The organism is Anaerosporobacter sp., from assembly GCF_965301125.1.
The window spans coordinates 20074-41769 of the sequence record NZ_CBDLAM010000008.1 but is presented as its reverse complement, the minus strand read 5'-3'; the positions used below and the strand labels follow the sequence as shown (position 1 = coordinate 41769).

Genomic DNA, 21696 nt, shown 5'->3' with positions numbered 1-21696 from the left:
TCAAAATTCATAACTTCATCAATCATTAGCTCAACTGCAGTTTCCAGTTCAAACGCTTCTCGGTAAGGACGATCTGAGACTAATGCAGCAAACACATCACAAGTACGAAGAATTCTAGCTCCCTTTGGAATATCATAGCCTTTTTGATTATCTGGATATCCTGATCCATCAAAATTCTCATGATGATGGTAAATCGCTTCTAACATCATAGGGGAAAAATCATATCTACTAAGTATATCATAACTAAACTGGGAATGCATCCTCACATATTTCATTTCTTCAACTTGTAAAACATTCTTTTTACGTCCATAAAGGTACTTACTAAGACGTAACTTTCCGATATCATGTAATAAACCAGCTTTAGCCATTTCATAGCAATAGTCATCATCCATATTCAACTTCTTAGATAAAAGTTTTGCCAAATTACTTACTATAATACCATGCCTAATTCCCTCAACAAAATCTTCATTAGCTATGTAGGCCATTTCCTCATTACACTGAAGACTTTCTTTCGTTAGAAAATCAACCATTCCTTGCACCTCTTTCTCAAATCGTACTAAAAACAATTAGCGTAGATACTCTGCATTCTCAGAAAGAATTTTCTCTTTTCTTGCAATCATTTCATCTATTCTTGCTATATAATCAGTCACACTCTTAACATTTTCAGCACGTTCAATTCGATATCCGTCAGGGAAAACAAATTTTGAAGCTGCTCCCGCTCCGAGGGCTAATATCGTTTGTTTCTCTTCCATTATCAAAATATTGTAGATTCCTTCTTTGCCTTCTTTCGCATATCCTATGTTCTCAAGATTTTCTGCCATATTCTTCTGTCTATATAGATAATATGGTTGATACCCAGATTTTCCTGTATATTCAAAACATAAATCAAGCATACCAGAAACATCTTCCGCTTCCATATCTTTATATTGATCTTTATATATATTCAAATTTGCAGCACGTTTTATTGCTAAGGTATGAACAGTTAAACTATCTGGTGAAAGGATATCAATTTCACGTAAAGTCTCTTCCACGTCTTCTTTGCACTCGCCAGGTAATCCAATAATGATATCCATATTAATATTATCATGACCTTCTTCTCTGGCTATTGCAAACGATTCTCTAATTTGATCAACGGTATGTTTTCTTCCAATTAAATCAAGCGTCTCTTGCTTCATTGTCTGTGGATTTATAGATATTCTTGTAACTCCTTGTTCCTTTAGAATTCGGAGTTTATCTCTTGTAATGCTATCTGGTCTTCCTGCCTCTACAGTAAATTCTTTAACATGTGTGAAGTCAAACTCTTCACGAATCTTAATTAACAACCTCTCTAATTGTTCTTCATTTAAGGTTGTTGGTGTGCCACCACCTAGATATACAGTTGTCAATCGTTTATTCGGACAAGCGTTCTTTGCATATTCAATTTCTTTGAATAACGCATCTATATAATCATCAACTAGATGTGAAAATCTCTCTACTGAATAAGAGGCAAAAGAACAGTATAGACAAGTACTTGGACAAAATGGTATCCCGATATAAATACTGTATCCATTCTTATAGTCAATTTCCTTAAGTATTCTGTGTTCTCTTGTAACGATGTCCATGCATAGATCTATCTTCTCTTTGCTACAAAGATACTGTTCATACATAAAATTCTCGATCTGATCTAGCGATTCACCATGCTCTAATTTTTCCATAGCTAACTTAGTTGGACGAATCCCAGTTAAAGTTCCCCACTGTAAGGTCTGCTTTGTAACTTCAGATAACACACTATATAATAATCGCTTCAGCACATTTTTTTTATTTTTACGATTATCATCAAGAACAGTATCTGATTTCGATAAGATAGGTATTCCATTCTCACTGAATGAAATACCTATCTGGTTCTTGTCATACGATACTTCTAACACGCTATCTGCTTCATTATGATTATCAAATGTGATATCTTCTTTAGGAAAGAATGCCTTAGCTAACGATTGTATATCATATTCAAAATCTATATTAATTAATTTTATTTGCATCATATTCTACACCCATCTGCACCTACTAGCACAATCTTAAAAATCATCATTAAGATATGGGTTACTCATTCTCTCATACCCCATTGTTGAAGATTCTCCATGACCTGGTAATACAATTGCATCATCTACTACCGGCTTCAATGTTTCACATACAGAATGAATAATCTGACCCATATTACTAGTAGGTAAATCTGTACGTCCAACTGTTCCTCGGAATAATGTATCACCTGTTACTAAAACCTTCTCTTCTTTGAAGTAAAAGCACATTCCACCTTTTGTATGTCCAGGTGTAGCAATTGCCTCAATATGAAATCCGGCTAACATAATCTCTTGTCCATCTTGTAAATAATCACTTGCATCAAAGGAGAATGATGCTCCATTAAAACTAAGTGATAGATTCATGCTATCATCTAATAAAAGCTCTTGCTCTTCTTTATTGGCATACACAGGAATTGCATATTTACTTGCAATATCTTTTACAGCTAATATGTGATCAAAATGCCCATGTGTTAAAAGAATGGCAACTGGTGTTAGACCACCCTTCTCTATCTTTGCTTCAAGAACTTGCGCATCGTTACCTGGATCAACTACGATACATTCTTTTGAACCCTGATTTATTAAAATGTAACAATTCGTACTAACAGGACCAACGACACACGTTAAAATCTCCATTTTACCAACTTTCATCTGCTTTATACCCGCTTTCTAAACTTAACCCGTTGTTCTTTCTATATCAAGTACACTTTCAATATTACGTATCTTTCCTACCAGAATCTTCAATTGTTCAACACCATGAATCTCGAAAGCTACATTAATGGTAGCTGTTCCTTGCTTACTAGTTCGAACTGTCATTGATGTAACATCGATTTTATTTTCTGTAAAAATTTTGGATACATCTAAAAGCACACCGTTTCTATTGTTTGCATAAATCTTAATCTCTGCAGTATATAATTCATTTAAACCTTTATCCGCTGTAACAGACCATTCTGCATCTATTAATCTAACTCGATCTTCTTCAGGTAAATTCATAACATTTATACAATCAGTTCTATGGATTGATACTCCACGACCACGAGTAACAAAACCAATAATTTCATCACCAGGTACTGGAGAACAACACTTAGAAAAACGTACTGCAACATCATGTATTCCTTCTACAACAATACCATTCTTAGATTTAGTAACTGGTGTTTGTCTACTATCCTTTACCTCTGCTATTGTTTCAAGAACTTTCTCATCTGTAATCTCTTTCTTTTGTTTCTTCTTATATTCTTCTAATAGCTTATTAACGATCTGTCCTTCTTTTAGTCCACCATGGCCAACTGCTGCATATACGCTATCCCAATCACGGAAACCGTATTTTCTCATTGCTTTTGACATGAATTCTGTCTTAAGAAGATCACTTAAAACAATATTCTTGTTCTTACAATAACTAACAATCATTTCTTTACCACGGCTTATATTATCCTCTTTTAATTCCGCTTTGAACCACTGATTAATTTTATTCTTTGCTTGTGTACTTTTAACTATACTTAACCAGTCATGGCTTGGTCCTCTGGAATTTTGAGATGTTATAATCTCAATACGATCACCATTTTGTATCTTATATTCAATTGGTACAAGTTTACCATTCACTCTTGCACCTACCATTTTGTTACCTACAGCACTATGAATACTGTAAGCAAAATCAATTGGAGTAGAACCATTTGGTAAATTCTTAACATCACCTGTTGGCGTGAAGCAATATACACTCTCAGAGAATAAGTCGAGGTCACTCTTTAATAAGCTAAGAAATTCCTTGTTATCTGACATTTCCCTTTGCCATTCAAGAATTTGACGAAGCCATGATAATTTTGCTTCTTCATTATCTCTTGTATTCTTACCATCTTGATTTTCTTTGTATTTCCAATGGGCAGCGATACCATATTCAGCAGTACGGTGCATCTCATACGTACGAATCTGTACTTCGAAAGGTTTTCCTTCAGGTCCAATTAGAGTCGTATGCAGGGATTGATACATATTAGCTTTTGGCATTGCTATATAATCCTTGAAGCGTCCTGGTATTGGTTTATACATCTCATGGATGACACCAAGTGCTGCATAGCAATCCTTCACAGACTCTACAACTATACGAACTGCAAATAAATCATAGATTTGTTCTAAAGTCTTATTCTGATTCACCATCTTCTTATAGATACTGAAGAAATGTTTTACACGACCATCAATCTTCGCTTCTATATTCGCAGTATGAATATGATTTTTAACTTGAGTTACAATGGACTGTATGAATGATTCTCTCTCGCTCTTCTTAGTAGCAATCTTTTGAATCAATCCTTGATATACTTCTGGCTCTAAGTATTTTAAGGACAAATCATCTAACTCTACTTTAATCTTGGATATACCAAGTCTTTGAGCAATCGGAGCATAGATATCCATGGTTTCACGTGCTTTTTCTCTTTGCTTCTCAGGCTTCATATATTGTAGCGTACGCATATTATGCAAACGGTCCGCTAACTTAATTAAAATAACTCGAATATCCTTTGCCATAGCAAGGAACATCTTACGCAGATTCTCTGCTTGTATCTCTACTTTATCTTTCGAATAATTAAGCTGTGTCAGTTTCGTAACGCCATCTACTAATAACGCAACTTCTTCGCTAAATAGTTCTGTAATCTGTTCTGTTGTTAATACAGTATCCTCAACCACATCATGAAGGATCCCCGCAACTATTGTTTCTTTATCAAGTTCTAACTCTGCTAATATGATTGCTACACACAATGGATGAATTATATATGGTTCTCCAGATTTTCTCTTTTGGTCTTTATGTGCGTTATAGGCCAAGTTATAGGCCTTTTCAATCATGGAAATGTCCGCAGATGGGTGATAACCACGTATTGTGTCAATTAATTTATTATACAATACCTCTGGTGCTGTAAAATCTGCTGGAGCTGTAATATCAGAGAAATCATCACTCACAATATTTATATCCTCTTGTTGTTGTTTACTATCCATGAAATCACCACCTATTCTTGCGTCAGATTATTTATAGTTACGTAACTAATACTATTTGTCACCTTTACTAATCTTTTATGTTAAATAATTATAAAGAAAAGAGTCTAAAAAATCAATAAAATAATAGAATAATGTCATGCATTACTAAAAAAGTGAGCCGTAGCTCACTTCTTTGGTAGGTATCTTCAACTTGGCAATCTTATTTGCCTTCGTATTTGATTACAGATACTACATCATATCCTTCTAATTTCTTTCTTCCTTCTAAACCTTCTAATTCCATTAAGAAAGCAATACGAACAACTTCTCCACCTAATTGTTCTACTAACTTAACGATAGCTTCAATTGTACCACCTGTAGCAATTAAATCATCAATGATAACAACTTTTTGTCCTGGTTTAATTGAATCTTTGTGAAGTTCAATAATAGCTGATCCATATTCAAGATCATATTCCATCTCTACAGTTTCTCTAGGTAATTTACCTTTCTTTCTAACTGGTACAAATGCTTTGTTCATATTATACGCAACAGGAACACCAAAGATAAATCCTCTCGATTCTGGTCCAATTACAACATCAAAATCTATATCTTTTAATTCTTCCATAATAGAATCGATTGCTAATTTAAGTCCATCACGATCTTGTAATACACTTGTTACATCTCTAAAGATAATTCCTTCCTCAGGGAAGTCGTTAATACTTACTACGTAATCTTCTAATTTTTTCATTAATGTTCCTCCATTTATCACAAACACGTTCTTTTCAACAATATATTATTATAGCACTGTCAATTCTTGTTGACAAGCCCAAAACATTTCCTATCATCTATCTGTTTATTGAATTCCTTGTATGATAATTTGTGGAGTTTTCATACCATTGTATTCATTAATATTCGGATAATACACCACAGATATCCTGATTTCATTCGGAATACCCTTATATATCTTATCTACTTCATTATTACCATATTTGCCAACAAGATATTCATTAAATTCATCAACTTGATTAAAATACAACGCATCCATTTTCTTACCGTATTGGTTCTCTACTTTTAGTTTCAATGTATTACGATTCTTCCCTAAGATATCTGCTTTCATTATGGATAGATTCTTCTCTGCAAATACGGGTTTTTCATTGCCTTTTCCAAATGGCTCAAGTAATTCTAATTCTTCCACAAGTTCTTCTCTTACATAACCAAGAGGCATCAATACATCAATAGAAATCTTATTAATAAAATCCTCCTCTGTAAGTACTGTTCTTTCGTTTAATGCTTCACGTAATGGTTCCACATTCTCTTCTTTTAAGGATAATCCCGCTGCCATTGGATGGCCACCAAATTTATCTAAATATTCTTTACATTTCGTTAGCTCTTCAAACATATTGTATTGTTCTATAGAACGTGCCGAACCTTTCACACCTTCATGCGCCTTTGTTAATACAATGGCCGGCTTATGATATCTCTCACGAATTCTTCCCGCAATAATACCCGCCAAACTTTCATGACAATCTGGTAAATACACTACTAATACCTTGTGATTAATTAAATCAGTTGTCTCAATTATCTCAATCGCTTGTTCAAGCCCTCTGGCTGTCATATCCTTACGCTTATCATTCAGTTCTTTTAGCTGAGTAGCAACCTTTCTTGCCTTATCCCCGTCTTGCTCTAATAATAAAGATAAGCCAATCTTAGCGGTTTCAAGACGACCAGAAGCATTCAAACAAGGACCAATAATAAATCCAAGATGGTAAGCGGATAACTTAAATGTATTGATCTGATGAAGCTCCATCAAAGCTTCTAATCCTTTGTTATCAGTATTTCTTAATAAATTCAAACCATATTTAACGATAACACGATTCTCATTCACCAAATCCATAACATCACATACCGTCGCAATGGCAGCATAAGCTAGTAGTTTCTTTGACTCTTCTCTATCTATACTAAATCTTTCATATAAGACTTCGATCAACTTAAATGCTACAACTGCCCCGCATATAGATGGAAACGGATAGTTGCAATCATGCTGTTTTGGATTGACAACCGCATCGGCAGGTGGTAAAACTTCTGTCCTTCCCTCATCTTCCTCAACAAATGGAATATCATGGTGGTCCGTAACAATGACTGTCATGCCTATCTCTTTGGCAAAACGAACCTGTTCAATGGCTGCAATACCATTATCGCAAGTAATAATGGTATCTATACCATCTTCCTTAGCCGCTTTAATAATATTAATATTAATCCCATACCCATCTTTCATACGCTCTGGTATCTCATAATCAACGTTGGCACCAACACGCGTAAGGGCTGTATATAACAAGAAAGTAGAAACAACACCATCAACATCGTAATCGCCCACAATACGAATACGAGTATCCTTACTAATCTTCTCTACCAAAATGTCACATGCATAATCAACATCTTTTAGTAGATGCGGATTATGCATGGTATCAGTACTAGAATGTAAATATACATTAATATCCTCGCTATCAACAAGGCCTCTATTCACTAATAATCTTGCTAACACTTCACTAATGTGATGCTCGTTCGCAATCCTAATAAAGTCTTCCTTTTTATTTTTTAAAAACCATTTTTCTTTCAATTTAATTCCCCATTATGAATAATTTGCCTTAATTCTAGTTTATGTCTTTTTTTGTTCTTTTTTTTTTGTTTTTCTTTTTTTATATTTATCTTATTTCTTTAATATATTGTTTTGTTTGAGATTGTATTTATCTCTTATTTCATCAACTTGTTGTTTGTCTGATATTCTACATATCTCATTAATCCTATTGTTTTTGTCTTATATATTAATTTTGTTTTCGTGGTTCCATGTTTTCTTTTTTTGTTTTTCTATCTTACTACACCACTCTATAATTACAACTTCGACAATTAGATAACCAGCAAAACTCTCAATACCTTGAACTGCTTCTTAGCTAACACACTATGACTAAGAAACGATAGCGAAGTACTTAGATGCGTAGCGTGTTTTGTGTCATAGTGTGTTAGCTAAGAAGCTATCAAACCTAACAAGAGTTTTGCCTCCCTACCTAATTCCCATCATAATTATAGATGAAATCCTGTAGTGCGTTCACATTAGTTTCCATATCCGGAACCAAAACAGCCTTTTTATTAATTCTTTGTTGTTCGTAAGAATTATCAACTGGAATTCTCATCTGGTCAATTTCCGTTGTACCAAGCATTAGAACAGATTCCATGTAAGACATAATCTGATCATTAGATAAATCCGTTGATACACAAGGCATTAATTCTTCTGCCAACGAAATTAATTCCGATAATGACATAGCTTTAGCCTCTGTAAATATTGCTTGTAACACTTTTCTTTGTCTTTCCGTTCTACCAAAATCCCCTTGGTCATCCTGACGTATTCTTGAATATGCCAGTGCTTGTGTACCGTTCATAATATTAGTTCCTGGTTTTAAATCTAGTACAGAGCCCTTCTTATAGGCTGTTGTCAAATACTCATATTCATCATCAGTTAATGTAATTTTGACCCCACCTATTGTATCGATTACTTTCTTAAATGCAGAAAAATCAACTATAGCATATCCGTCTAATCGTATACCAAAATTACTAGCTATCGTCTCATACATTAAACTTACTCCACCAAAAGAATACGCAGCATTAAAACGATTTTCTCCGTATCCCGGTATTGTTACGTACATATCTCTCATTAATGAGGTTAATTTCAACCTCTTATGTTTTAAATCCAAAGTGGCAATCATTGCAGAATCAGAACGACCTGTTTCAGTCCAAGTTGCTCTCTTATCACTTCCCACTAACAGAATATTAATAATTCTGTCATCCTCTACTAAATCAACATCCTCTAAATCAACCTCAGATAAGGATTCTCCACTTTCTCTATTTAATCCGTCTAATACTCCATATACCTTTATCTTAGCCTCTGCTAGTAGAAATCCTGTTGTTGCAGACAAGAGCAGCAAGAATATGAAAGTAAATTTACGAACAAATCTTTTTCTTTGCTTTCTAGTCATGTAATTTCCCCCTGTTACATGTTATTTTATTATTATCCATTAAATTACAAGAAATAAGCCTATATTCCTCGGTAAACCTGATTTTTTATAGCCATATCGTAATATTGCATATCTACGATAAAACCAATTTCTATCTTTTAGTGTAGCAAAACGTCTAATCAGCATATTTTGTTGTTTTGTTAGATACGTGTGATACATTTCTAAGAATTCTTCCGCCTGTCTCATGTTGTCATAAATCACTTCTCTTTGAGATTTAAGATTTGCCAAACGTCTCTTAATATACGAGCCATATTCCTGATGTCCGATTACATTATCCTCATGTTGGCGATATAAAATTGTAGCATTTTCTAGATATCCAATTTTACCAAAAGCAGACGCAACTAGTGCAATCCACCAATCATGAACTCTTGCATTCTTGGGAATCGCAATGATTTTATCCTTTAACGCTTGATTCATCATCATAGTACAGCCAATCAGCTTATTCTCCATAAGAAGATGAGCTAAATCTAGTTTATTCGTTCTCAGATGATTCGATTGATGGAAAGAAAGATGAATTAAGTTAAGTGACGAGTCTACTACTGTTGCATCCGTAAATACTACCAAAGGTGTATCCTTACCATATATATTCTCAAGCTCTTTCATCTTCCCTAAGGTTAGTTCAATTTTATCCTTATTCCAGTAATCATCTTGATCACTAAACATAATATATTCTGCAAAACTATCTTGTAATCCTTCTAAGAAATTCCTAGTACAGCCTTTATTTTCGGTGTTTTTCCTATACGTAATTTTATCACCGTATTTTTCCCTCATAGAATCTAGGATATCTGTCATAGCAGTCGAAGTCTGTTCTCCCTTTGTATCATCATATATTACCAGATGCTTATCTTCATATGTGTTCTTCATGATTGATTCAATCTGCTGCTTTATATACTTTTCTCCATCGTATGCTGCCATTATTATCTCAACCATATTGTACCGCCCTTCTAATTTCCTGCTTTTTTTTCACACTTATCCCAATAAGACTTGTTCATACTAAATCTTCTTATTGTTTTATTCGATAGTTTTTCATATCGTAAACCTGCTTTATAGCCCAGGAACTTAAAACCACTCTGCATTATTAAATCAGGAATTAAATAGAACTTTCCCTTCTTTATCAGATGTTTTGCAGTCTTTTTAACAAGAGCAATTCCTTCTGATTCTGATTTTATATTCTCAAATATTTCTCTATACTGTCTTTGAGAAACTCCTAAATCAAAATTACGAGTAAATTGCTGACGATACGTATATTTATGAGAATGGATCACCCTCGCATCGGAAGCATAGGCTACCGTGTATCCATTTTGAATTACTTTAGAGGCAAAAATCATATCCTCATTAAATATAGTTTGCGTAACGAATCCACCTAACTTCATATAAATCTCACGCTTATATGCACAACACACATTAGAGCAGAAATATGTCTTAATACCTAACTTCTCTATATCCTTCTTACTCTTATAAATGCTTGTACCTGGATAATTAAATTCTCTAGTATATCTCTCAATCTCTCCAGCTTGCTCATTAGGAAGTTGTCTTGCATAAGTTACTGCTACTTTCTCTTCCTTAAGTGGCTTAATGAGATTCTCAATCAAGGTATCATCTTCCGGCATGGCATCTTGAGTCATAAACATAATAATATCTGCTGTAGATAAGCTAGCTCCAAAATTTCTTGTTCCTCCATGGTCAAACTCTTGTTTTGTAATATGTCTAACCTCTACTTGATTACTACCTTGGCACACCTTTTGAAACTTCTCATTATCAAAAAACTTTTCTTCAGTATTAAATATAAATATTTTATTTAAATATTCTTCATCCGATTCATCCATCTTATCAAAGGTTTTCACTGTTTGATTTAATAACCTTCCTAACAATTTATAAAATTGGTCATCTGGATGGTACGTTGGAATTATTATATCAACTGACAATTTTGACTTGTCCATGTATATTCCCTTTCTGTGATTATAACTTGACCTTTTGTCAATAATCTTATCACACAACTAATTTACTGACAATATGAATTATTTTTGTTTTCATAGAAATGTCTTCCCCTATTACTTATACCTGCTATATAAGAAAGTCCATTGACTATTAAAGTTTTCATTGCTATAATCGCCCTATAACATGTAAGAACATGCTACTAAATATACCTATTACATAGTGCAATTGTTATTGGTCAATACTAAATACTTACACACAAGTTATACAGAACTTGAGAAAGAAGGGAATTATGAATACAGAATGGTCACTAGATGTCCTTTACAAAGGATATGATGATCCTGCTTATCAACAGGACCTAGGTAAAGTCGATACACTTATTAACAAAATTCATACATTTGCTGAAAATCTTGGCAAAGGATCCGATAAAGATACGGTTACTTCTTATATTGAATTGATGGAGGAGTTCTCATTACTAATTACTAAATTGTATTCCTATACAGAACTTAGAGAAAGTACGGATACAACAAATGGCGAAACTACTTCTTATTTGAATCGTATTCAATTAAAGATTAGTAAAACTTCAAAAGACTCTGCTAAAATAGATAAATACATTGCTAACATAGCTAATCTTGAAAATATTGTTGCTTCTGATGAATCATTAAAAGATTATACATTCTATTTTAAAGAGTTAAAAGACCGTGCATCTCATACACTTAGTGATGATGTAGAAGAAGTAATTTCGAAACTTAATTTATCTGCAGGAGCAGCTTGGAGTTCCTTACAACAATACCTAACATCTACAGTTGAAGTAGACTATAACGGTGAAAAAACAACACTTTCATCCATTCGTAATCTTGCGTATAGCAAGGATAAAGATGTACGTAAGTCTGCTTATGAAGCAGAAATTGCTTGCTATGATAAGATTAAAGATGCGGTTAGCTTCTCATTAAATAACATCAAATCACAGGTAAATACAATAGCAGAGCTTCGTGGATATGAGTCTCCTCTTGCAATGACATTAAGACAAGCTTCTATGTCTCAGGAAACACTTGATGCCATGCTAACTGCTATGAAAGAGTACATGCCTAAATTCCATGAATATCTGAAGAGAAAAGCTACTATTCTTGGTTATGAAAATGGTCTTCCTTGGTATGAATTATTCGCTCCACTTGGTGAAAATCATGTGGAATATACACCAGAATCAGCAAAAGAATATCTTCTAAAACATTTTAGAAACTTTGCTGATGATCTTGCTGATATGGTTGAAGAAGCCTTCGATAACAGTTGGATTGATTTCTTCCCACGTAAAGGTAAAGTTGGTGGTGCTTTCTGTGCTAACCTTCCATTCATCAAACAAAGCCGTGTATTATCAAACTTTGACGGTGCTTTTGGTGACGTGGTAACATTAGCTCACGAACTTGGTCATGCATACCATGGCTTACAGATTCAAGAGCATCGTCCACTTAACTTAGATTACTCTATGCCAGTTGCAGAAACTGCATCTACATTTAATGAGAATGTTATTATGGATGCTGCCATTCATGAAGCAACAGGTAAGGACAGATTAGTTCTTATTGAAAACCAATTACAGGATGTAACTCAGATTATCTGTGATATCTACTCACGTTTCTTATTCGAAAGTGCTGTATTTGAAAGACGTAAAGATGAATTCTTATTTAGCGCCGATTTAGAAAAGATTATGTTAGATGCACAAAAACAAGCATTTGGAGATTCCTTAGAAGAAGCTACTCTACATCCTTATATGTGGATTAACAAGGGTCATTATTATTCAGAATCTCTAAGCTTCTACAACTTCCCATATGCATTCGGCGGACTCTTTTCCCGTGGTTTATATTCTATGTATCAAAAAGAAGGCAAAGATTTCGTACCTAAATACCGTGCATTACTAAAAGCTACAACTGTAAGCAGTGTTGAAGATGTAGCTAAGATGGCTGACATTGACTTAACAAAACCAGATTTCTGGAGACAAAGCTTACAAAGCTATTCCGATGAAATTGATGAGTTTCTTGAGCTGACGAAATAAATCGGACGGCTGTTGCTGTGGGGTTGTGGATCGTTTTTTCGCCCCATTAAGCAACTCACACACCAGCAACAAAAACAACCTTTATTCGCAGTTTGTCAGTTTGCGGACACTTCGTATCCGCAGCTGACCAAACAGCTCGGTAAAGGTTGTTTTTTTGATGTTGCATTACGTTGCTTAATGGGGCGAAAAAACTGTTGATAATATTTTGAGCAACAGCCTGGGTGTTCCAAAAAAATATAGCTTGTTATAGTTCTTCTCTATAACAAGCTATATCCATTACTTTAATTAAAACTCTGTTTAATTTGGAGTAGACTCCCCGACCGCATCTCTTAATTTATCAATATAAATTTGACCAAGTCTACTTAACGTTACCTCTTTATGTACAATATAGCCAACCCGCATCTCCTCATCCTTCACATCTAATGGCACCGCAACAATATTCTCACCGTTTAATTCTTCACTAATTATACCAGTGCTTATTGTATATCCATTTAGACCAATAAGGAGATTGAAAAGTGTTGCGCGATCACTTACCTTTATGGATTTCTTATGGCTTAACGCGCTTAATATCTCTTCTGAGAAATAGAAGGAATTATAATTTCCCTGCTCAAAAGATAGATATGGACATTCTACCAAATCTTCTAACGTTACTTTATCCTTTTTAGAAAGTGGATTCCCCTTACTGATAAAAACATGGGGGTTTACTTTGAATAGTTCATTGAATTCTAATTCCTTTTCCTTCAATAATTTATGAATAACCTTATAATTAAAATCATTTAAATACAGAATTCCTATTTCACTACTCATATTATTAACATCTTCAATTATCTCGTAGGTTCGCGTTTCCCTTAACTGAAAATCATACTTATCAAGTCCATATTCCTTAATCAAATCAACAAAGGCATTAACCGCAAAAGAATAATGTTGTGTAGATACACTAAACTTTACCTTTCTAGGCGTTACCCCCATATATTTCTCTTCTAATAACGAAGCTTGTTCCATAACTTGCCTTGCATAGCCTAAGAATTCCGCTCCTTCTGAAGATACCGTAATACCCTTGTTTGTTCGGGTAAATATATTAATTCCTACTTCCCTCTCTAATTCTTTAATCGCATTAGAGAGGGAAGGTTGAGATATAAATAGCACCTTAGCAGCTTCACTCATTGAACAATGTTCTGCTACTGCTACTGCATATCGTAATTGCTGTAAAGTCATCGGTCCTTCCCCCTTCATGGCATGTAACAACACAGTTGCTTTATACCTACATCCTTTACACAGCCAATAATCTCTTCACTAATCTAACCGCATCCTGTGCATCGGTAGAATATCCATCTGCTTCGATTTCATCAGCATAGCTTTGTGTGATTACGGCACCTCCAATGATTACTTTGGCTCTTAATCCAGCTTCCTTGTTGGCTTTTACTACGTTCTTCATCTCTAACATAGTTGTTGTCATAAGAGCTGACAGTGCTATAATATCAGCATCCTTTTCTTTGGCAGTTTCGATTATCTTACTACATGATACATCTTTTCCAAGATCGATTACATCAAAACCATAGTTTTTCAGCATTAAAGCCACAAGGTTCTTACCGATATCATGAATATCTCCTTGAACAGTTGCTATAACGATAGTTCCAAGTTTCTTATCCGTTTGATCAATTTGTAACATTGGCTCTAGATAATCAATAGCCATTTTCATAGTTTCTGCACTACCAATTAATTGTGGCAAGAAATATATCTGTTTGTCAAATAAATCCCCTACTTGGTTGATTGCTGGTATCAGCATAGTATCCACGATGGAGGCAGGTTGTTCTCCTGCTGCAAGAGTTTCCTTAACATGATCTAGTATACTCTTACGATTTCCTTTGATTACATCTGTGTAGATAATGGATTCATTGGTGGATTGTCCATTATTATTCTCATCTTTATTTCTAGTTTCACTTGTAGAAGAACCTGAAGCTGATGTTCCATTACCAGTAGACTTTCTAATATTCGTTGCATTAGCAACTGTACTCGTAATTGTCATTGGTCTACTTGTTACACGATTGATATAACGTAAGTCGGCCTCTTCTTTATTACATAACAGATCTGTAGCAAATGCAGTATTTACAAGCAAATCTTGAGAAGGGTTTGCAATTGCCATTGTAAGACCTTCGTGTATTGCTACTGCTAAGAAGGTACTGTTTACGAATTGTCTTTCAGGAAGACCAAATGATATGTTCGATAAACCAACGATTGTAGCTAATTCTAATTCTTCCTTACAATACCTTATAGTTTCTAGTGTCTCAATAGCTGCTAGTTTATTCGCTCCAATTGTATTAACAAGACCATCTACAATAATATCTTCTTTGGTTAATCCCTGTGAGTATGCTTCTTTTGTTATGGTGTCAATAATTTGTTTCTTCTCATCAATGTCCTTTGGTAACCCTTTATCTGACAAAGGAAGTAAGATAAACATTGCCCCGTATTTCTTAGCAATTGGAATTAACTTCTCAAACTTTTCTTTCTCCAAAGAAATAGAATTAATCAAAGCACGTCCTGGATAGATTCGAAGGGCTGCTTCAATCACACTAACATGACTTGAATCAATACATAATGGTAGATTAACAGCCTGAGTCAGTTCATAAACCACCGATAGCATTGTCTCTTTCTCATCGATTCCATTCATACCCATGTTTACATCTAATATGGAAGCACCATTCTCTTCTTGCTCCTCTGCCATTGATGTTACTAAATCAAGTTTACCTTCTCTTAATTCAGCTTGAAGCTCCTTCTTACCTGTTGGATTAATACGTTCTCCAACAATTAAGAAATTCCCATTCAAATCAATCTCTACGGTTTTTCGCTCTGTTGTTATAGAGCGAATTTTAGGGTTGTAGGACAGATTCGGTGTTATATCCTTCACCTGCTCTGCTAACTTGATAATATATTCTGGTGTAGTACCACAACAACCACCGACAATTGTTGCACCGTCCATAACAAGTCCTTTGACTTGTAAAGCGAATTCCTGTGGTCCAAGATTGAATACGGTTTCCCCATCTATAAGAATTGGCAAACCTGCATTTGGCTTTGCAATGATCGGAACACTTGTATATCTTCTCATGGTCATAACCACATCTCTCATCTGGTCTGGACCTGTAGAACAGTTTACACCTACTGCTGCTGCACCTAGACTCTGTAATACAGTCACCGCTGTCTTTGCATCTGTTCCATACATCGTTCGTCCGTCTTCATTGAACGTCATAGTTACCATAACAGGAAGGTCACAGATTTCTTTTGCTGCAATTAATGCTGCCCTACACTCTTGAAGACTCATCATTGTTTCTACAACTAATAAATCTACCCCTCCTGCGATCAAACAGTTAATTTGTTCCTTATAAATATCGACAAGTTCTTCAAACATAAGCTTACCAACTGGATATAATTGCTCACCAGTCATGGTAAGATCCCCAGCAACATAAATATTCTTATCTTTTAGTTCCGGATTTTCTTCCTTAGCTAATTGAATTGCCTTTTTTGATAAACCAACAAGCTCAGCGTTCATACTTTCAATCTTATCTGCTAATCCGTATTCTTCCAGTTTGATACGGTTAGCTGTGAATGTTGGACTATAGAGGATATCCGTACCAGCTAATACATATTCCTTCTGTAAGTTAACTAAAGCATCTGGATTTTTAAGAATCCAATCTTCTGGAGATACCCCCACCTGCATACCTGCCTTTTGAAGATTACTACCTGTTGCCCCATCAAGTAATACAATTTTTGAATTACATAGCTTAAGAAAATCCGTATTGTTCATAATATATCCTCCCTAATATCTAGTTGCTGGTTGACCTGAATAATAATACTACCTACCAAATATATCTTCTTGTATCCTCTTTGCTGTTTTTGAAGCCGCAAGACCACCTAATGCAGTTTCTTTTAGCTCAGAAGGAAGCTGCTTTCCTACTCTATACATCGCTTCTACGACTTCATCCGCTGGTACGATACATTTCATACCTGCTAAAGCCATATCCGCACATATGATAGCATTTACCGCTTGTGATGCGTTACGCTGTGCACATGGAACTTGCACTAGGCCTGCTATCGGGTCACATACAAGCCCCATAACGTTGATGATTACTAATGAAAATGCGTCGATAGCCATCTGTGCATCACCACCAGACATCTCTACTGCTGCTGCCGCTGCCATAGCTGCCGCAACACCGCATTCTGCCTGACATCCACCTTCTGCTCCAGATACGGTAGCATTCTTCACAACAATTGCCCCTACGCCCGAAGCTGTTAATAGACCTTGTAAAACCTCTCTCTCAGATAGATTTTTAACTTCCTTTACACCTATTAAAACAGCTGGTAGGATTCCACAAGATCCTGCTGTTGGCGCCGCACAAATCTTACCCATAGCCACATTAACTTCACTAGAAGATAGGGCTAATGCCATTACATGATTGATTAACTCGCCGCTTAATGTGTTTCCTTGCTTTGCATACTGATTTTGAGAATATGCTAAGCCATTAATAAGACTACCTTCCACATGCAGATTTTGATTCATTGCTTTATGAGCAGAAGCTTCCATTACTTTGAGTCTGCGACTTAAGTTTGCAAATACTTCTTCCTCTGTCATCTGTGATAATTTCATTTCATTTTCTAATATAATCTTCCATAGTGGAGTTTTACGCTCCATTGCTATGTCCAGAAGTTCTTGTAAATTATGATACATTCTTACTCCAATCTGCTACTAATCAGTAACATTAATAACTTGTACTTGAATAATATTTTCTAATTCTTCTATCGATTCTTTTACATGATGCGCAATCACATCGTCTGTTTCGATAACACAGAAAGCTTCTTCTCCTCTTGCATTACGACTAAGACGCATAGTAGCTATATTAATGTGGTTATTTGCCAAAATAGCTGATACCTCACTAATAATACCCTTTTTATCATAATGATCAATCATGATTGTACTATATTGCGCAGTAAACTCTGTTTTAAAACCATTAATATTCGTGATTAAAATCTGACCGCCACCAATAGAAGAACCAATTACATAATACTCAGATCCATCTTCTAATATAAATGTAATCTTCACTGTATTCTCATGTACATTCTCTAAATTAATCGGATAAAATTCGTATTCTAATCCTTGCTGTTTCGCTAAATTAAATGAGTCTGCCAAAGCTTCATCATCTTCATATAGTCCAAGAACTCCTGCAACTAACGCACGATCTGTACCGTGCCCTTTATAAGTCATTGCAAATGAACCATGTAAACCGAATGTTACCTTCTTAAATGGTTGATTCACAAGATTTCTTGCAATACGTGCTAACTTCGCAGCACCTGCTGTGTGGGAACTAGATGGTCCAATCATAATTGGTCCCACAACTTCAAAAATACTTACATCCATTCTATCTTACCTTGTCTTTCTAAGTTTCTAGCTTAACTATGCTAGTTACATTTATACTAGGATTTCCATAGTACTTTATCCTATTCTTCGTAACTATACAGTTGTATAGGTTCTCAGAATTATCATATCACAAATAAGATAGCTTAGTCACTTAACCTCTGTACCATAATAATATATTAAAGTTGCAGATTCATCTTCTCAAACATGGAGACGCGATTGAATGGAAGCATAATGTAATAACCGTCTGCATACGGTTCTAACTTCTTCACTAATTCTTTACCAAGACAAGCTCCTACATTTTCAGCTTCTTCCTTATCCATTTCTTTTGAATATCGTAAAACAATCTCATCTGGAACACGAATTCCAGAAAACTCATTCTTAATAAAATTAGCATTGTTATAACTTACGAATGGCATAATTCCACATAATATCTTAGTATCTACATGCTCCTTGATATAATGAATTTTCTCAATTGTTTCTTCGTCATATATTGGCTGTGTCAAAAAATACTTTGCACCAGCTTCTATCTTACGTTCCATCCGTTCCACAATCTTATCAACTCTTCCAAGCCCTGGATTAAGAGCCCCACCATATTGAATTGGATCATCAGCAAAATGTTCCTCATTCATCTGCTTGATAAACTGCATAAGATGAATGGAGTTATAGTCAAATACATTGGTTGTAGATAAACGTTGCTCACTTGGTACTGGATCTCCTGTAACCACAAGAAGATTACGAATTCCATTCACATAAGCTCCAAGTAATGTTGAGCGCATCGCTATCATATTTTTATCTCTACAACAAACATGAGGCATAACAGGGACTTCATGTTTTGCTGCAATCTTCAAACTCATTAATAACGAATCCACACGACTTCTTCCCATTGGTGAATCTGCTATGGTGATTATATCAGCTGAGGTATTCTTAAGTGCTTCCACGCTATTCATAAGCTTCTCATCGTTGTTATCATATGGAGGATCTAATTCAATAGCGATAACTTTCTTCCCTGACTCTAGACGTTCTAGAAACGTTTCCTGCTTATGTATTCTAGTTTCTAGTTCCTTATCAAATCTAGAAATGGGCTTCGTCTCATTTTCTTTATTCTTATCTTCCTTATTCTTATCTACTTTGCTATTAGGTTTAGATTGAATATCTCTTTGTATTACTTCTACCTGTCCATTATGAACTTGATTACTATTACTTACATTAGACAATGCTTTAATATACTCAGGTGTTGTACCACAACAGCCACCTATTATGGATATTCCTAGTTGCTGAATCTTACTCATATTTTCTGCAAAGTATCTGATATTATTATTAAATATCATTCTACTATACATCTGCTCTGGATAGCCTGCATTGGGTAATACTGCAATCTTTTTATTCGTTGGAAACTGTACTGACTGCAAAAACTGATACATATGTCCAGAACCAATCCCACAATTAAAGCCGCATATATCGATTTCTTCTATATCCGATATTTCTTTCAGAAGTTTATTGCCATGGATACCAGCTACTGTATAACCGTTCTTATTTACGCAGAAATTCGTAATAATAAAGGCATCTGGTTTAGTGGCTTTGATATAGGATACAACCTCTCTTAAGATGTTAACTTGTGGAAATGTTTCAAACAAGAAAATATCTGCGCCTTCTTCTAAGAATGTCTCGCATATTCTCTTATATTCTTCTACGATTTCCTCCCCCGTACTTTCTCCATGGATTGGTATTGGTCCGATATCTGCAGCTATATATACGGAAGAATTATTTTCTTGTTCGAATTCTTTCACTGCTTGTTTTGCTAACTGATACCCTTTCTTAATTAGTTCCCTTTGTTCCTTCTCATCTATTTCCATAACAACTGAATTTATTGCAAAGGTATTCGTTCGAATGATAGAAGCTCCAGCTTCCATGTACTCTTTATGGATAGTAACGATAAGTTCTGGATTATTCTTATTGGCCCACTCCGCCATCTCATTGGAGTCCCCGTTCTTCTTTGCATAGTATGTACCCATGGCGCCATCCATAAGGATAGTACCTTCTTGTAACTTCTCTAGTAATGTTTTCTCCATCCTTTGAACCTCCTTGCATTTTTGTATAGGGGATATTTATTCATTGAAAGTCATTGATGTACTTGTGTTTATTAGGTATTGAGAGCAAAACTCTGTGTACATGTGTAATAGCTTCTTAGCTACCGTACTATGACACGAAAACACGCTACACACCTAAGTACTTCTATGTGTGTACATATTAGGTTATCCAAATGGTACGGAAACGCCTTCGATTCGGCATCCTGCCTCAGCTCAGGCTGTCTCGGCATCCATGCCTCGCCTTCCTATGTTATTCAAGTACACACTAAGAAGTACTATAGGTTTTTCGCTATCGTTTCTTAGTCATAGTACGGCAGCTAAGAAGCAGATTTACGTTAATTAGAGTTTTGCTTTATTAACTTTTGATAATCATCTAATTTAGGTTATTTTTGATATTGTATTAAATTAGTGTGCTAAAGTCAATGACTGAACAGTATATTTGGTTATTCATAAAACCGATATCTAGCTATAGTATTTATCAATAGCAATTGAAGAAACTTATAAAAACCCTATCACCAAGAAAAACAAGAAAAGAGAAAGATAATGAATAGGATAAAAGAATTACGAATTAAAACAGAAAAATTCATGATATTGTAACTAAAAGAAGGCCCCCTTCCTTCTATTATTTGTAGAAACCAATAATAGAATGGAACAGAGCCTTAAACAATACGCTATGAACATTAACCTTCTTTTCTAAAGAACATACAGATTCCTGTTAGGATACTTCCTACGATAATGAATAAATCTGCTATATTAAATACTACCTTTTTCAGCCATTTGAATGAAAAATAATCTACGACATAACCGCGTTTCACACGGTCATACACATTACTTGAAGCTCCTCCTACTAATAAAGCTAAGGCAAATTTCAATACTTTGTTACCTTTTCTAGGAATCAGCAGACCAAGTAAAAGAAGAAGACCACCTAATAAAACACCTGATATGAATATAACAAGCTTTGTATTCTTCTCCAAGAAATTAAGCATTGCTCCTTTGTTATGATATCTTGTAACTATAATATTACCATTAAAGATTTCTTCTTCCTCATTCATCTTCTTATTCTTCTCGATATAATCCTTAATAAATAAATCAACTAAAAAAATGATTCCTGCTATTCCAATGTATAACATATTCTAATCTTTCTCCT

General features: G+C 34.9%; 16 protein-coding genes. 1 reads left to right on the top strand and 15 read right to left on the bottom strand.

The window, feature by feature from the left end; genetic code table 11:
* The 9 genes from ACW2QF_RS01765 to ACW2QF_RS01725 all read right to left on the bottom strand — a co-directional run.
* On the bottom strand, nt 1-530 hold a 530-nt coding region (locus tag ACW2QF_RS01765; protein WP_455714274.1), incomplete at its 3' end, for an HD-GYP domain-containing protein.
* Between the two features lie 36 nt (nt 531-566).
* Nucleotides 567-2021 carry a coproporphyrinogen dehydrogenase HemZ gene (gene hemZ / locus ACW2QF_RS01760; protein ID WP_455714273.1) on the bottom strand — a complete coding sequence of 485 codons (1455 nt, stop codon included), beginning with the start codon at nt 2019-2021 and terminating at the stop codon, nt 567-569.
* A gap of 33 nt (nt 2022-2054) precedes the next feature.
* Nucleotides 2055-2705: an MBL fold metallo-hydrolase gene (locus ACW2QF_RS01755; protein WP_455714272.1), complete on the bottom strand. Its 651-nt coding sequence runs from the start codon at nt 2703-2705 to the stop codon at nt 2055-2057.
* A gap of 24 nt (nt 2706-2729) precedes the next feature.
* On the bottom strand, nt 2730-5030 hold the full coding sequence (locus ACW2QF_RS01750; protein WP_455714271.1) for a RelA/SpoT family protein: 2301 nt from the start codon (nt 5028-5030) through the stop codon (nt 2730-2732).
* Between the two features lie 199 nt (nt 5031-5229).
* Entirely contained in the window at nt 5230-5754 is a 525-nt protein-coding gene (locus tag ACW2QF_RS01745) for an adenine phosphoribosyltransferase (RefSeq protein WP_455714270.1), read from the bottom strand.
* A 105-nt stretch (nt 5755-5859) separates the two neighbouring features.
* Nucleotides 5860-7623 (bottom strand): single-stranded-DNA-specific exonuclease RecJ, encoded by a 1764-nt coding sequence (gene recJ / locus ACW2QF_RS01740; RefSeq protein ID WP_455714269.1) that lies wholly within the window; start codon nt 7621-7623, stop codon nt 5860-5862.
* A 445-nt stretch (nt 7624-8068) separates the two neighbouring features.
* Entirely contained in the window at nt 8069-9034 is a 966-nt protein-coding gene (locus ACW2QF_RS01735) for an LCP family protein (protein ID WP_455714268.1), read from the bottom strand.
* 39 nt (nt 9035-9073) lie between these two features.
* Complete coding sequence (locus ACW2QF_RS01730) at nt 9074-10003, bottom strand: glycosyltransferase family 2 protein (protein WP_455714267.1); 930 nt, start codon at nt 10001-10003, stop codon at nt 9074-9076.
* A gap of 14 nt (nt 10004-10017) precedes the next feature.
* A complete protein-coding gene (locus ACW2QF_RS01725) occupies nt 10018-11013 on the bottom strand; it encodes a glycosyltransferase (RefSeq protein WP_455714266.1) in 996 nt (331 codons plus the stop codon).
* A gap of 287 nt (nt 11014-11300) precedes the next feature.
* On the opposite strand from ACW2QF_RS01725, the gene ACW2QF_RS01720 reads away from it, so the two are divergent.
* A complete protein-coding gene (locus ACW2QF_RS01720) occupies nt 11301-13055 on the top strand; it encodes a M3 family oligoendopeptidase (RefSeq protein ID WP_455714265.1) in 1755 nt (584 codons plus the stop codon).
* 297 nt (nt 13056-13352) lie between these two features.
* Here the strand turns inward: ACW2QF_RS01720 and ACW2QF_RS01715 are convergent, their stop codons facing one another.
* The 6 genes from ACW2QF_RS01715 to ACW2QF_RS01690 all read right to left on the bottom strand — a co-directional run bounded on the left by ACW2QF_RS01715 (nt 13353) and on the right by ACW2QF_RS01690 (nt 21679).
* Nucleotides 13353-14270: a LysR family transcriptional regulator gene (locus tag ACW2QF_RS01715; protein WP_455714264.1), complete on the bottom strand. Its 918-nt coding sequence runs from the start codon at nt 14268-14270 to the stop codon at nt 13353-13355.
* A gap of 55 nt (nt 14271-14325) precedes the next feature.
* Entirely contained in the window at nt 14326-16854 is a 2529-nt protein-coding gene (locus ACW2QF_RS01710; protein ID WP_455714263.1) for a homocysteine S-methyltransferase family protein, read from the bottom strand.
* 48 nt (nt 16855-16902) lie between these two features.
* A complete protein-coding gene (sdaAA, locus tag ACW2QF_RS01705) occupies nt 16903-17775 on the bottom strand; it encodes an L-serine ammonia-lyase, iron-sulfur-dependent, subunit alpha (RefSeq protein WP_455714262.1) in 873 nt (290 codons plus the stop codon).
* A gap of 18 nt (nt 17776-17793) precedes the next feature.
* Nucleotides 17794-18462 carry an L-serine ammonia-lyase, iron-sulfur-dependent subunit beta gene (gene sdaAB / locus ACW2QF_RS01700; RefSeq protein WP_455714261.1) on the bottom strand — a complete coding sequence of 223 codons (669 nt, stop codon included), beginning with the start codon at nt 18460-18462 and terminating at the stop codon, nt 17794-17796.
* Nucleotides 18463-18638: 176 nt separating this feature from the next.
* On the bottom strand, nt 18639-20531 hold the full coding sequence (locus ACW2QF_RS01695; protein ID WP_455714260.1) for a bifunctional homocysteine S-methyltransferase/methylenetetrahydrofolate reductase: 1893 nt from the start codon (nt 20529-20531) through the stop codon (nt 18639-18641).
* A gap of 698 nt (nt 20532-21229) precedes the next feature.
* Nucleotides 21230-21679, bottom strand: coding sequence for a signal peptidase II (locus ACW2QF_RS01690; RefSeq protein ID WP_455714259.1), 450 nt, complete (start codon nt 21677-21679; stop codon nt 21230-21232).
* Between the last annotated feature and the right edge of the window lie 17 nt (nt 21680-21696).

Coding starts and splice junctions, on each gene's coding strand:
- ACW2QF_RS01720 (WP_455714265.1), top strand. CDS start 11,301: ATGAATACAGAATGGTCACTAGATGTCCTTTACAAAGGATATGATGAT.
- sdaAA (WP_455714262.1), bottom strand. CDS start 17,775: ATGTATCATAATTTACAAGAACTTCTGGACATAGCAATGGAGCGTAAA.
- ACW2QF_RS01750 (WP_455714271.1), bottom strand. CDS start 5,030: ATGGATAGTAAACAACAACAAGAGGATATAAATATTGTGAGTGATGAT.
- ACW2QF_RS01710 (WP_455714263.1), bottom strand. CDS start 16,854: ATGAACAATACGGATTTTCTTAAGCTATGTAATTCAAAAATTGTATTA.
- ACW2QF_RS01695 (WP_455714260.1), bottom strand. CDS start 20,531: ATGGAGAAAACATTACTAGAGAAGTTACAAGAAGGTACTATCCTTATG.
- ACW2QF_RS01735 (WP_455714268.1), bottom strand. CDS start 9,034: ATGACTAGAAAGCAAAGAAAAAGATTTGTTCGTAAATTTACTTTCATA.
- hemZ (WP_455714273.1), bottom strand. CDS start 2,021: ATGATGCAAATAAAATTAATTAATATAGATTTTGAATATGATATACAA.
- ACW2QF_RS01730 (WP_455714267.1), bottom strand. CDS start 10,003: ATGGTTGAGATAATAATGGCAGCATACGATGGAGAAAAGTATATAAAG.
- sdaAB (WP_455714261.1), bottom strand. CDS start 18,462: ATGGATGTAAGTATTTTTGAAGTTGTGGGACCAATTATGATTGGACCA.
- ACW2QF_RS01725 (WP_455714266.1), bottom strand. CDS start 11,013: ATGGACAAGTCAAAATTGTCAGTTGATATAATAATTCCAACGTACCAT.
- ACW2QF_RS01755 (WP_455714272.1), bottom strand. CDS start 2,705: ATGAAAGTTGGTAAAATGGAGATTTTAACGTGTGTCGTTGGTCCTGTT.
- ACW2QF_RS01690 (WP_455714259.1), bottom strand. CDS start 21,679: ATGTTATACATTGGAATAGCAGGAATCATTTTTTTAGTTGATTTATTT.
- ACW2QF_RS01745 (WP_455714270.1), bottom strand. CDS start 5,754: ATGAAAAAATTAGAAGATTACGTAGTAAGTATTAACGACTTCCCTGAG.
- ACW2QF_RS01715 (WP_455714264.1), bottom strand. CDS start 14,270: ATGACTTTACAGCAATTACGATATGCAGTAGCAGTAGCAGAACATTGT.